The sequence below is a fragment of the Rhodobacter sp. NTK016B genome, from assembly GCF_017303295.1.
GTDB lineage: Bacteria > Pseudomonadota > Alphaproteobacteria > Rhodobacterales > Rhodobacteraceae > Pararhodobacter.
This window is the reverse complement of record NZ_JAFKOK010000031.1, coordinates 1-11915: the sequence shown is the minus strand read 5'-3', so window position 1 is coordinate 11915 and position 11915 is coordinate 1. Positions and strand designations below refer to the sequence as shown.

Genomic DNA, 11915 nt, shown 5'->3' with positions numbered 1-11915 from the left:
TGGACCGCTGGCGGGCGCACCGCACCGTGCGGGCCGAGCAGCTGGAGGATCTGGCGACAATGGCTCGTATGACCGAGGCCGAGAAGGCCGAGCAGGTCTGAGATGGGGTTCCTGTCGTCGGCCGAGGCCGCCATCCTTCGCGGGATGGCGCAGGCCATGCACCCGCCTTTGCCGCCGGACATCACCCGCTGGTGCACGGACAATATCGAGTTTGATGCACGCTCGCCCTTTCCCGGCAAGTTCGACATCTCGCTGTTTCCGTTCCTTCGAAAGGTGCACGAGGTTCTGAGCCCCGAGCATCCCTCGCGCGAAGTCACACTGCGCGGGTCGGCGCAATGGGGCAAGACGGTCTCGGTCCTGATTCCGACGCTGGCCGCTTGGCACGAATACGGCCCGCTCGACAGCCTCGTGGTCCACCCGACCAGCTCGGCCGCGACCGAATGGGTCCGCACGAAATGGATGCCGATTCGCCGGCAGGCTCCCAGCCTCGTCGAGATCTTCGGCGAGGGGCGCGGGGACCAGACCGACACGCTGCACAACCAGGAAACCCTTCGCCGCGACGGGACCCTGAAGGTGGTGAGCGCGGGATCGCCCGACGACCTCGCCGGAACGACGCGCCGTCTCGTGCTGATGGACGATGTCGCGAAGTTCGAGATGACGTCGAAGGGCGACCCGGAGAAGCTGGCCGAAAGCCGCGCCTCGGGGTTCGAGGAAGCCAAGATCGTGCGGATCTCGACGCCGCAGATCCTTGGCACCTGCCGAGTGACCCGAGCGTTCAAACGTTCGGACCAGCAGCATTACCACCTGCCCTGCCCGCATTGCGGGCACCGCGCGCCACTGACCTGGGAGAATTTCCGCAAGAACCTCGACCCCGAGCGCCTCTGGGCGGCGTGCTTCAGCTGCGATTCCTGCGGCGCCGTCATCAACCACGCCGACAAGCGCGCGATGGTGGCGGCAGGAGACTGGGTTGCGCACAACCCGCACGGCGATCATCCGGGTTTCCACCTGTGGCGGGCCTACGTGCCGCAGCGCGACTGGGCATCAATCGCGGTCGAATACGCGCAGGTCATGGGCTGGACCGGGGTGCAGGCCCGGGTCGAGACGGATGAGGAAGCCCGGGACAAGGTCGAGGTAGAGACCGAACAGACCTTCTGGAACGATGTGCTGGGCCTTCCATACGAGCAGGCGAGCAAGGGACCGGATTGGGAGAAGCTGCGCGACCGCGTCGAGAATGCAGAACCCGAGACGGTGCTGCCGCTGGGCCGCGTCCCCGCGTCGGGGGTCCTGTTGACCGCCGGCGTCGATTTCCAGGGGGACCGTATCGAGGTCTCGATCGTCGCCTTCGGTAGGAACCTGCGCCGCTGGGTCGTCGAGCATCGGGTGATCCCGCATTACATCGGCGACGAAGAGGGCCGCTCGGCGCTCAACGCGCTGCTAAAATTGACCTGGAGAACGACGCTGGGGCTGGAGCTTCCGCTCGACATGATGGCCGTCGACGAAGGTTCGTTCACGGCGGACGTGCTCGACTGGGCAAAGTCGCACCCCTTCACCCGAGTTATCACGGTGAAAGGTGCCAGCAGCGCGAATGGGCCGGTGCTGCAGCCGCAATCGACGCGGAAAGAAAACGGGCGGGTCGCGAAACGGCAGAAGCGCCGCTGGGTCGTGAACGTGAGCCAGCTGAAGGCTGACTTTTACGGCTGGCTTGCGAAGGAAGATCCTGAAGGACGCGGATACGTCGCCTTCGCGACCGGGCTGGGCGACGAGTATTTCCGGCAGATCACGTCCGAGGTCCGGGTGCTGAAGCGTGCGTCCTCGGGCGCGATGACGTCGAAATGGGAACTGGTCGAACCGTCCCGGCGCAACGAATGCCTCGACACAATGAACTATGCCGAGGCCGCCGCCCGCAAAAAGGGTTGGGCCGCGATGACAGATCAACAATGGGGCCAACTGGAATTGGAACGGGGCATTGCGCCGCCTGAGGGGCAGCCGGACCTGTTCGATCTTCCAGCAAGCACAGTCACCGCCGTTACCGCCGACCCGCATGTCCCGCTGTCTGAGCAAGCAATGCCACGTCCGCCCGTCGAAACGACAACGCGCAGCGAAGACGACAAACCAACGAACTCGAAAGATGCCTTCGCGCGTCTGATCAGGAGGTAACATGCCGACCCTTCAAGAGCAGATCGAAGCCGCTGAACAGCGCCGCCTCGATCTGATTTCCGGCCGCGCGCCCACCGAGATGCGGCAAGGCGATGAATCACTGAAGTTCCAGCCCGCCGACCTGGCCGCACTCGATCGTCATATCGAGGATCTGAAAGCTCAGGCTGGAACCGGCCGCCGTCGCGCAATCGGAGTCCGCTTCCGGTGAGCGTTACTCCCGTTTTTCGGTCCAACCGGCGAGCGCTGGCCGCCCTGGTCGGGCACGAAGCCTATGATGCTGCTGATGTTATGAGCCAAGAGCTCGGCGCCTGGATGCCGCACCGCGAGCATCCGGACTCTGAGCTCAGCGCTGCCCGCGATCCGGTCACGGCACGGGCTCGGGATCTCGCTCGCAATAACGGCTTTGCCGCCGGCGGCATCCAGCGCGAAACGGACGCCGTTATCGGCGCGCAGTTCCGTCCTTCTGCGCGACCGGACTGGCGCGTATTGGGGATCAGCCGCGAAGAGGCAAGCGAGATCGGCGAACAGATGGATGCCGCATTTCGTACCTGGGCTGACGATCCGCTTCATGGCGCGGATGTCACGCGCACTCAGGGTTGGGGCGGTCTCGTCGGCATGGCCTACCGCACCGGCATGATCGACGGCGATGCCTTGTCGGTGATTCACTGGCGCGAAGGCGGACCCGGACCATTCCGGACCTGTCTCAGGATCGTGGACCCGGATCTGCTGTCGAATCCGCAGAACGCGCCTGACACGCCGCTGATGCGCCAAGGCGTCGAGCTCGACGCATGGGGAGCTCCTGTCGCGTATCACTTTCGACGGCAGCACGAGCTGGCAATGTTCGGCTGGGGCCAGAGCCAAGTTTGGGACCGGTGGGAAAGGGAGTTGCCCTGGTACCGCCCGCAGGTCGCGCATTTCTTCGAGCGTCACCGCGACGGCCAGACGCGGGGCATCAGTCGCCTCGCTCCAGTGATGGACGCGATGAAAATGCAGGATAAGCACGCGCGCGTCGAGCTCCAGGCGGCAGTGCTGAGCGCTATCCTCGGCCTGTTCATTTCTTCCCCGCTGTCACCCGAGGCTGTCCAGGAACTGATTTCCGATGGTCAGTTCACCGAACTCGACGACGCTCGCCAATCGTTGATGAAGGAACGCGGCCTCACCTTTGGCGGGGTCCGCCTGCCCGTCCTCGCGCCCGGCGACAGTATCGAGAGCGTGAACGTCACCCGTCCTGCCGGACAATATGCGATGTTCGAAACCGCCGTTCTTCGCCGCATCGCGACCGGGCTAGGAATGTCCTACGAGCAACTCGCGATGGACTGGAGCCAAGTCAACTATTCTTCGGCTCGAGCCGCTCTTGTGGAGATCTGGCGCGGGTTCATGTCCAGGCGTCAGGAGTTCGCGTCTCGCTTCTGCCAGCCAATCCGGCTTGCTGTGATGGAGGACGCAATAGACCTCGGGTTGGTCCGCCTCCCGTCTGGAGCGCCCACGCTTTATGAAACTCCGGGTGCCTGGATGAGAGCCAAATGGATTGGCCCGGGGCGCGGTTTCGTCGACCCTGTCAAGGAAGCCCAAGCGTCCGCGATCCGTGTCGCGCTCGGATTGTCGACGATGGAAGACGAGGCGGCCGAGCTGTCGGGCGCGGATTACAGCGACAATCTCGGGCAGATCGCGCGGGAAATCGAGCAGATGCCAGCCGGCGTCATGCATCCCGCCCAGGAGAAATTCGCGACGATCATGGGTGTTACCGGACCGGACATGCGACCGGCTGCGGACGAATAACCAAAGGAATACGAATATGGATACGTCCCCCGCTCCTGCGCTGGCGCGCCTTGCGCCGGGCGCGTTGCTCGGCCATCTGCCCGCCGCACAAGGCGATTTCCTCGCTTGGGCAGAAGAGCGAGCCGCGAAGGTCTTGGCGGCGCGCGGCAACACCCAACTTGCAGGTCCTCGCTGGATCTGGACCGCGATGGCCGAAGCCGAAAAGGGAGTGCCGCCCTATGCCATCGTGGACGGGGTTGCTCTCATCGGGATCAGAGGCCTGATCGTGCCCGAGCTGGAAATCATCAACTGGTCTTGGGCTACCGGCTGCGCGGAACTCTGCTGGCAGGTCGAGCACGCAGCCGAGAATAGCACGGTTAGCGGGATCGCCCTGCTTGTCGACAGTCCCGGTGGCTACGTCTCCGGCGTTGACGAAGCGCATGGTGCGATCATGGCGGCGCGAGAGACAAAGCCCGTAATCTCAGCCGTGCAAGATATGGCCTATTCGGCGGGTTACTGGCTCGCGAGCGCCGCGGATCAGATCAGCGCCCCACGCATGGGGGGCGTGGGGCATATCGGCACGATCGCCACTCACTTCGACATTTCCGAAATGCTGAAGATGCAGGGGATCACCGCCACCGTGATGCAGGCCGGAGCGCTCAAAGCCGATGGCCACCCTTACCTGCCATTGTCGGATACAGCCCGGAAGGACATCGAGGCCCGGCTGCAAGCCATCCGAGCGGTCTTTGCAGACAGCGTGGCCGCAGGGCGGCGGGGCGCAATCAGCGCCGCCGACATCCTGGCGACCGAGGCGCGCGCTTTCGATGGTCCGAAAGGCGTCGCGGATGCCCTCGACGCAGGCCTGATCGACGCAATTCTGCCGGCGCAAGAGGCTCTAGGCCTGTTCGCCACCCACCTGGCCGGGGCTACCGGCTGACACAAAGGAGAAGACGATGACCAAATTCAGCTTCGCCAACTTGCTTGGCGGGGGTCAGCGGTCGCGCGCCGCGACCGAAGACGACGAGCAGGACAAGGCCGAGGATACCGAAGAGGAATCCGAACCCGAGAACGAAGAGGATCAGGCCGAAGGCGAGGACGGTGATGACGCGGCCGAATCCGATCAGGACGAAGCGCGGCGTGCCATTCTTGCCGAGCGGGGCCGTATTGCGACGATCCTTTCTTCGGCCACGCCGGAAACGGTTGCGCAAGCCGCCTACTTCGCCACGCAGACCGACATGACGCCGGCCCAGGCGAAGAAAGCACTGGCCGTGGCTCCCCAAGGCTCGGGCGGGCTGGCCGCCAAGATGCGCGGGCGTGGAAGCGCGCCGGCGCCGTCCCCTGCCGCCGGACGGCAGGCAGGGAAACTTCCCCCGGAACTGGCCGCCGCGCAGGCGCGCCGCCTGAACAAGGAAGGCTGATATGCCGCTCAAGGAAACCACGACCTATGATCCGAACGGGCTGATTGTCGGTCCGTACCCGGTCATGACCGATGCGGCCGTCATCGGCACCGCCGCCGACCTGACGCGGGGTGCCGTGTTGGGCCGTATCACGGCTACCGGCAAGTACATCCTCAGTATCGCCGCTGCAGAAGATGGCTCGGAAGAGCCGGCGGCGATCTTGCTGACGGATGCCGCCGCCGCTTCGGCGGATGCCGACGCGCTCATCCTGCACAGTGGCGAGGTTGACGCTGCCAAGCTCAACTTCGGCGCGGGGCACACGGCAGCGACCGTAAAGGCGGCGTTCCTCGCCGCCGGACGGCCGCTGTTCGTTCGCAACGTCAACCCGGCCTGAGGAGATTTCCATGTCCGATACTGCTCCCATCTACTCCTCGCGCCAGCTCGTCGAGGTTGTGCGGCCGCTCGACCGACCGCAGCAATTCTTGGTGAACCTGTTTTTCCCGGGCGCTCGGCTTTTCGACACCCGGCGCGTGGATTTCCACGTTCTGAACATGGCCCGGGAGGTGGCGAAATACGTCCATCCCGAAAGCGTCGCGGTTCCGCAGGCAGAGCGCGGCTTCAAGATCGACAGCTTCGAACCCGCTTATCTCAAACCGCTCACGCCGCTGACCCCGTCGAGCATGCTGGACATTCGCCCGGGCGAACATGTCGGTGGCGAAATGAGCCCGCTTGAGCGGCGTGCGGACCGGATCAGCCAGATCCTTCTGGACCAAGAGGCGCAGGTTCTGCGGCGTGTCGAAGCCATGGCCTCGACGATCCTGGCGACGGGTGCGATCACCGTCCAGTCGGACGAATTCCCCACCTCGACGATCAGCTTCGGTCGGGAAGCGGGACAGACGCTGGCGCTGACCACGACGGCCCGCTGGGGTGAATCCGGGGTCTCCCCTTCGCAGAACCTGCGCACCTGGTCGCAGACCGTGGCGACCAATTCCGGCGCTGTGGTCGATACCTGCGTCATGGGCGGCGAAGCGTTCGAATTGCTTGTGGCCGAACAATCCTTCCGCGACCGGCTCGACAACCGTCGGCAGAACGATGGCGACATCAATCTGTTCCAATCGCCAAAAGGCACCGATGCCTGGGGATCGTATCAGGGCACGGTCGGCAATATCGACTACTTCACCTATTCCCAGCCTTACACCGAGGGCGGGGTGGCGAAGAACATGATGCATCCGCACGGGGTGATCCTGGGCAGCCGGCGCCAGATGCAGGGCGTGGTGGCCTACGGCGCTATCCTCGACGACGAGGCGCTGATCCCCGCGCGCTGGTGGCCCAAGATGTACCGCGTGCACAATCCCAGCCGCGTGTTCATCGAATCCGCCTCGGCCCCGCTCCCGGTGCCGTCGCGGGTCAACGCCGCGATGTATGTGCAGGTGCGGTGATGGCCAGGACATCTCAAAACAACATGGTGCGGGTGATCGCCCGCACCGCACTGGTCCTCGACCCCGCGGCGGCGCCGGTGCTTCCTGGGGGCATGGCGAAACTCCCGGCACCCGAGGCGGCGAGGCTGATCTACGAGGGGCACGCCATCGAGGATCCGGCGGCTGCAGCCGCCGAAACAGAGCGCCAAGAGGCGGACGCCGCTGAAAAGGCGGAAGCGGAGCGCGTAGCCGCTGAAGCTGCCGCAAAGGCCGAGGCAGAGCGCGAAGAGGCCGAAGCAGCGGCCAAGGTTGAGGCAGAAAAGCACGCCGCCGAGAAAGCCAAAAAATGACAGCTGTCTTCGACGGCATGGCAAGCGCGCTTGCGGATACGTTCGGTGCGCTTGTTCCCTACACCCCTGCCGGCAAGGCAACTCGCCCCGTCCAGTCGATCCTGCGCCGCACGCCTGTGCGGGCCATCGGCCCGGATGGTGTCGACGAGCTGGTGAACTCTCCGACCTGGCGGGTTCGGCGCGACCTCGTCCCCGAACTAAAGCGCGGGGATCTGGTCGAAGATGCGCAGGGCACGCTGCGCGTCCTCAATGTCTGGCCGCAGGGATCCCCCGCTGCCGACGCGCATCTGATCTGCGAACTCGAAGACACGACCGAGTGAGCGTCAGAGCCCAACCCGTCACAGGAGTGATCTGAATGGCGACCATAGCCGCAACGTCGATGTCGGGCCCGGGCCAGCGCTTGGTGAGTGAGACCACGCTGACTGGCACGGATGACACCTTCACCTATGTGCAGAACTCGCGTCAGGTTCTGATCCTCCGGAACCCGACAGCCGGCGCGATTTCGCCCGTCATCGATGGCGACGGCGCGGACAGCGTCACGCGCGACGGCGTCGGGACGATCGATGTTTCGGGCGGCTACGCGGTCGGCGCCATTGCCGCCGGGGCCGTCCGGGCGATTCCTCTCGACACGATCAGCGCCTATCTACAGGGCGAGATCGCGATTACCAGCGGCACCGGCCTTGTCGCCGTTCTGCTGAACCGCTGATGAGCATTCAGCGCAAGACCCTGCGCCGCGATCTGATCGTCGCGGTGAGCGCAGCTGCCGACGATTTTCCGGTGCTCGCCGGGCGTCCTCTGATCTCGGCATGGTCTAAGGCGGTCGATCCTTCTGCGCTTCCGGTTATCGGAGTCGCTGTCCCGACCGAGCAGCGCGAGGCGGTCGCGCAGGACAGCGACGGGCAAGAGTTCCGCGCGGTGGTCGTCGTCAAAATCGCCTGCCCCGGCAACGACACGTCGGAGGCCGAAGACACGTTGGACGATGCAGCCGAGGCGCTGATCGGCCCGATCGAGGACGCGCTGATGACCGACACGCGAGACGTGGCCCTGATCTCGTCCGCGATCGACATTTCCGATTCGGGCTCGCCCCGTGTCGGGACCCTGACCCTGACCTTCGGCGCGTCGACCATCCGCGCGCGCAACATCCCCTGAGCGAAAGGACCTGAACGATGCCCGCCCCCGAATACTCGATCACCCCGAAACTGGCGCACGGCAACACTATCCGGGTTGGCCGTGGCGATACGCCCACCTGGACCGCGATCACCGGCCTGCAGAATGTCGAATGGCCGGATCGCACGCCCAGCGATCTCGACATCACCAATCAGGCATCGCCCGGTCTCGCTGAGGAAAACGCCCCGGGGCTTCTGCCGGCGACTGACTTCTCGATCGACATGCTGCTGAATGATGGCTCGGCCGGTGACACCGCCCTGACCGCCCTCAATGCGCGCGACGGCACCACCGGCATGAAAGAGCTGCACCTGCTCGAAGTGGGTGTCGGCGGCAAGACCATCACCTGTGTCTCGTATCTGAAGGATTACAAGCCCATCGGAAACCTGAAAGGCAACGTCATGATGCGTGCCATATGGCGCTGCATGGCGACGGTCGCGAACGCTGCGTGATGAGCAATCCTGATCTGGTCGCGGTGCCGTTGCGCGACGGCACCGAACTGCGCCTTCTCGCCGGGGTGAACCCCTTGTGCGAGTTCGAAGCCGAGCTGGCGCGCGCAGGCTTCAACCCCACGCACGAGCTGAAGCTACTGAGCGCCGGCCTCGGTGGCACCGTGTCAGCCGTCCGCGCGCTTGTCTGGGCTTTTGCCAGGGATCAGCACCCGGGTCTGACACTTCGCCATGTCGGGGATCTGCTCGGCACGGACGGCGAGGCCCTGCGAAAGGGACTGTCCGAGGCGCTGAACCGTGGCTCGGCCGAGAAAGAAGACGGCGAGACCTCGTCGGGAAAGCCGACGCCCCCGGCGGACTGAGGGAATGGGCCGAGCGCATGGCGGTCGAGTGGATCGCTGCGGGGTTCGATCCGGGGGCATTTTGGGGGCAAACACCGCGCGGTATTCAGCGCGCGCTGCGCGGTGCAGAAAAGCGGCGCTTGCGCGCCCTGTCGGACGCCACGACCGCAGCGTGGATCGGCGCACACGCCAATCACGATGATCTGCGCGACTTTCTGAGCGGCCTTGAACCGGGCCCGAAAGTGCCACTGCCGCCAGAGGCGCAGGGCCGCGCGCTTGAAAGCATGAAGCAAAAGCTGGGGACGATTTCGATGGAAGAATACCGGGCCCGGTTGAGGGGGCAGACGTGAGCGGATTTGTTGGCCGGCTGCGCGCCACGCTGGGCCTGGATTCTGCGGAGTTCAGCAACAAGCTGCGCGGCGCGCGTCAGGAATCGCAGGGCTTTGCCGCCTCGATCGCGCAGGGCATGCGGGGGCTTACCGGCCCGATTCTGGGTGCATCTGCAGCGCTTGGGACCGTGACGGCCGGCGCCATCGTCGTGCGCAACATCATGCGCGACGTGGCGCAGATCGGTGATGAAGCGCGGCGCGCAGGCCTTCCGGTCGAAGAGTTCCAGGAATGGACGCATGTCGCAACGCAGGCGCGGATCCCTGTCGACGCGATGATTGACGGCTTCAAGGAACTGTCGCTGCGCGGCGACGAATTTGCCGTGACCGGCGGCGGCGCTGCAGCCGAGGCGTTTCAGCGGCTGGGTTTCAGCGCGGACGAAGTAGCGCGGCGCCTGCAAGATCCGTCCGACATGATGCTGGAGATCATTCGCCGCGCGCGCAGCCTTGATCGAGCCGGGCAGATCCGCGTCTTCGACGAGCTGCTCGGCGGCGCGGGCGGTGAGCGCTTCGTTGCCCTGATCGACCAGGGTGCCCATGCGATCACCGACACGATGCAACGTGCGCGCGATCTTGGTCTTGTGCTGGATCAGAACGTGATCACCCGCGCCACGATCCTGAATGAGAAGTTCACCGAGCTGACCGATCGCGCCCGGACATTCTTCCAAGCTGCCACGGTTGCGGTGTTCGCCGGCGGGATCGAGACCTCGGTCGACGCGCTGGAGAACATGTTCGGGACGTTGGAGCGCGCCCGCGCGATCCTCGGCGACGATCTCTTCGAGCAGCTGACGGCGTCACCCGAGGATCTGGAAAGCCTGGAAGAGGCCCGCGAAGGCCTGACAGAGATCGCCATCGCCTATGCCGAGGTACAAAATGCGATCACTGATGCGCAGCCCGAGCTCGACTATTTTCTGAGAGCACTGCGGCGTGCCGGCGAGATCGGTGCGGAACAAGTGCTGCACAATCTGATTACGGAGCTGGAAACGCTCCAAGGCCGTTTCGCCGAAGGTGAGATCAGCGCCGAAGAGTTCCGCACCGAGGCCGGGCGCGTCGAAGAGAGAATCGCCGCGATGATCCAGCAGTTCGGCGAAATGGACGGGGTGAGTCTGGATGCCCTTACCGGCCGCGTGAACACGCTCAAGACCGCTCTTGAGCAGGTTGCAGTGGCCGCTGCAGAGGCCGTGGCCTCGCTGCCGATGGACACGGGGCAACCGCTCGACCCGAACGGTCCGATCCTCCCTGGCGATGTCGACATGCGAAGTTCGCCTCGGCCTCGCCCCGCCCCGCGCAATATCGATTTCGATTTGCCCCCGGAGCCTTCCGGAGGCGGCGGAAGCAGCTCACCCGAAGGCTATGCGGGCGCCGTCGAAGATATCCGCGCGCGCACCGACGCGCTTCTGGCGGAAGCGGCAGCGCTGGCCGAGGTTGCCGCGTCGGGTGTCACTTACGGCGATGCAACCGAATATGCCCGCATCCGCGCCGAATTGCTGACCGCAGCGATGGAGGAAGGGCGCGAAGTTACCCCCGAGCTGTCTGCAGAGATTGAGCAACTGGCGGCGGCCGAGGTCATGGCGCAGACCCGCGTGGATGATCTCACCGATGCGATGGAACGTCAGCGGGAGGCGGGAGAGCGGGGTGCCAAGGCCCTCGCTGACATCTTTTCGGCGGCACTGGAGGGCGGTGATGCGGCACGCAATGCCGTCGCTCGCCTAATCCTTGAGATTGCCCGCATGCAGCTGATGAGCGGTTTCCAGAGTCTGCTCGGGTCTGGTGGCGGGGGGCTCTTGTCCTCGATCGGAGGTCTCCTGCTCGGAAAGAATGCGCGTGGAACGCCAAGCTGGCGCGGGGGCCTGTCGCTGGTGGGCGAGGAAGGTCCCGAGCTGCTCAACCTGCCCACGGGCGCACAGGTGACGCCCGCGCTGGAGACGGCGCGTCTGGCGCGCGTGGCCGCGTCCGGCGGTGGCACTTCCAAGATGAGGGTCGAGCTCAGCCCCGATTTGGTGGGCCAGATTCTGCAGGAAGCTGGCAACCAGTCAGTCGAGCTTGTTCAGGAAGGAATGGGCGTCATCGCTCAGTCGACACCGGACCAGATCATGCGCTTTTCAGCGGACCCGAGGTTGCGCCCATGATCGACGAAACGACGTGGCGCCTGCTGCCTGTCCGCCGCTGCCTTTTCGACGTGACCGAGCCGCAGGAGTTCAATCGCCCCGCCGGTGGCGGCACTATCCCAGCCAGTCTTGGCGATCCGCTCTGGACGGCGCGCGTCGAGTTGGCGACGGCTTTGCCGGCCACCGCCAATCAGTGGCGATCTGCCTTGTCGCGCCTGCGCCGTCCGGGTCAGCGCATCGACGTATTCGACCCGTTTCGTAATGGGCCGGCCGCTGACCCGGGCGGGATCTTGCTCGATGGTACGACCATCACCATTGCTGCGCTCAATGCGGACGGCGTCAGCCTGCGCCTCGATGGTTTGCCGGGGCGCTACACGATCACGCCGG

Annotated in this window: 16 protein-coding genes; all 16 read left to right on the top strand. The window is 65.1% G+C overall.

Going from position 1 to position 11915, the window contains the following annotated elements; translation table 11 throughout:
* Positions 1–102: 102 nt before the first annotated feature.
* A complete protein-coding gene (locus JI664_RS23310) occupies positions 103–2157 on the top strand; it encodes a phage terminase large subunit family protein (RefSeq protein ID WP_207016188.1) in 2055 nt (684 codons plus the stop codon).
* Position 2158: 1 nt separating this feature from the next.
* On the top strand, positions 2159–2365 hold the full coding sequence (gene gpW, locus JI664_RS23305; protein ID WP_109535215.1) for a gpW family head-tail joining protein: 207 nt from the start codon (positions 2159–2161) through the stop codon (positions 2363–2365).
* A complete protein-coding gene (locus JI664_RS23300; protein WP_207016187.1) occupies positions 2362–3936 on the top strand; it encodes a phage portal protein in 1575 nt (524 codons plus the stop codon). The genes gpW and JI664_RS23300 overlap by 4 nt, the downstream gene beginning before the upstream one ends.
* Before the next feature lie 16 nt (positions 3937–3952).
* Positions 3953–4852: a S49 family peptidase gene (locus JI664_RS23295; RefSeq protein WP_207016186.1), complete on the top strand. Its 900-nt coding sequence runs from the start codon at positions 3953–3955 to the stop codon at positions 4850–4852.
* A gap of 16 nt (positions 4853–4868) precedes the next feature.
* The gene (locus tag JI664_RS23290) at positions 4869–5333 is read left to right on the top strand and encodes a hypothetical protein (protein ID WP_207016185.1); all 465 of its coding nucleotides are present in this window, start codon (positions 4869–4871) and stop codon (positions 5331–5333) included.
* A 1-nt stretch (position 5334) separates the two neighbouring features.
* Positions 5335–5706, top strand: a complete 372-nt coding sequence (locus JI664_RS23285) for a head decoration protein (RefSeq protein WP_109535211.1) — start codon at positions 5335–5337, stop codon at positions 5704–5706.
* Between the two features lie 10 nt (positions 5707–5716).
* Positions 5717–6751 carry a major capsid protein gene (locus JI664_RS23280; RefSeq protein WP_207016184.1) on the top strand — a complete coding sequence of 345 codons (1035 nt, stop codon included), beginning with the start codon at positions 5717–5719 and terminating at the stop codon, positions 6749–6751.
* On the top strand, positions 6751–7080 hold the full coding sequence (locus tag JI664_RS23275) for a hypothetical protein (RefSeq protein WP_207016183.1): 330 nt from the start codon (positions 6751–6753) through the stop codon (positions 7078–7080). The genes JI664_RS23280 and JI664_RS23275 overlap by 1 nt, the downstream gene beginning before the upstream one ends.
* Positions 7077–7400 carry a head-tail joining protein gene (locus tag JI664_RS23270; RefSeq protein WP_207016182.1) on the top strand — a complete coding sequence of 108 codons (324 nt, stop codon included), beginning with the start codon at positions 7077–7079 and terminating at the stop codon, positions 7398–7400. Before JI664_RS23275 ends, JI664_RS23270 begins: the two co-directional genes overlap by 4 nt.
* Before the next feature lie 35 nt (positions 7401–7435).
* Complete coding sequence (locus tag JI664_RS23265; protein ID WP_207016181.1) at positions 7436–7786, top strand: hypothetical protein; 351 nt, start codon at positions 7436–7438, stop codon at positions 7784–7786.
* The gene (locus tag JI664_RS23260) at positions 7786–8229 is read left to right on the top strand and encodes a hypothetical protein (RefSeq protein ID WP_207016180.1); all 444 of its coding nucleotides are present in this window, start codon (positions 7786–7788) and stop codon (positions 8227–8229) included. Before JI664_RS23265 ends, JI664_RS23260 begins: the two co-directional genes overlap by 1 nt.
* 17 nt (positions 8230–8246) lie before the next feature.
* Entirely contained in the window at positions 8247–8696 is a 450-nt protein-coding gene (locus tag JI664_RS23255) for a hypothetical protein (RefSeq protein ID WP_207016179.1), read from the top strand.
* Positions 8696–9055 carry a hypothetical protein gene (locus JI664_RS23250; RefSeq protein ID WP_207016178.1) on the top strand — a complete coding sequence of 120 codons (360 nt, stop codon included), beginning with the start codon at positions 8696–8698 and terminating at the stop codon, positions 9053–9055. The genes JI664_RS23255 and JI664_RS23250 overlap by 1 nt, the downstream gene beginning before the upstream one ends.
* Positions 9056–9072: 17 nt before the next feature.
* Complete coding sequence (locus tag JI664_RS23245) at positions 9073–9384, top strand: hypothetical protein (protein ID WP_207016177.1); 312 nt, start codon at positions 9073–9075, stop codon at positions 9382–9384.
* Entirely contained in the window at positions 9381–11549 is a 2169-nt protein-coding gene (locus JI664_RS23240) for a hypothetical protein (protein WP_207016176.1), read from the top strand. The genes JI664_RS23245 and JI664_RS23240 overlap by 4 nt, the downstream gene beginning before the upstream one ends.
* A partial coding sequence (locus JI664_RS23235; RefSeq protein ID WP_207016175.1) for a hypothetical protein occupies positions 11546–11915 on the top strand: 370 nt, incomplete at its 3' end. The genes JI664_RS23240 and JI664_RS23235, both read left to right, overlap by 4 nt.

Coding starts and splice junctions, on each gene's coding strand:
- JI664_RS23310 (WP_207016188.1), top strand. CDS start 103: ATGGGGTTCCTGTCGTCGGCCGAGGCCGCCATCCTTCGCGGGATGGCG.
- JI664_RS23275 (WP_207016183.1), top strand. CDS start 6,751: ATGGCCAGGACATCTCAAAACAACATGGTGCGGGTGATCGCCCGCACC.
- JI664_RS23265 (WP_207016181.1), top strand. CDS start 7,436: ATGGCGACCATAGCCGCAACGTCGATGTCGGGCCCGGGCCAGCGCTTG.
- JI664_RS23290 (WP_207016185.1), top strand. CDS start 4,869: ATGACCAAATTCAGCTTCGCCAACTTGCTTGGCGGGGGTCAGCGGTCG.
- JI664_RS23295 (WP_207016186.1), top strand. CDS start 3,953: ATGGATACGTCCCCCGCTCCTGCGCTGGCGCGCCTTGCGCCGGGCGCG.
- JI664_RS23250 (WP_207016178.1), top strand. CDS start 8,696: ATGAGCAATCCTGATCTGGTCGCGGTGCCGTTGCGCGACGGCACCGAA.
- JI664_RS23285 (WP_109535211.1), top strand. CDS start 5,335: ATGCCGCTCAAGGAAACCACGACCTATGATCCGAACGGGCTGATTGTC.
- JI664_RS23245 (WP_207016177.1), top strand. CDS start 9,073: ATGGCGGTCGAGTGGATCGCTGCGGGGTTCGATCCGGGGGCATTTTGG.
- JI664_RS23255 (WP_207016179.1), top strand. CDS start 8,247: ATGCCCGCCCCCGAATACTCGATCACCCCGAAACTGGCGCACGGCAAC.
- JI664_RS23280 (WP_207016184.1), top strand. CDS start 5,717: ATGTCCGATACTGCTCCCATCTACTCCTCGCGCCAGCTCGTCGAGGTT.
- JI664_RS23260 (WP_207016180.1), top strand. CDS start 7,786: ATGAGCATTCAGCGCAAGACCCTGCGCCGCGATCTGATCGTCGCGGTG.
- JI664_RS23270 (WP_207016182.1), top strand. CDS start 7,077: ATGACAGCTGTCTTCGACGGCATGGCAAGCGCGCTTGCGGATACGTTC.
- gpW (WP_109535215.1), top strand. CDS start 2,159: ATGCCGACCCTTCAAGAGCAGATCGAAGCCGCTGAACAGCGCCGCCTC.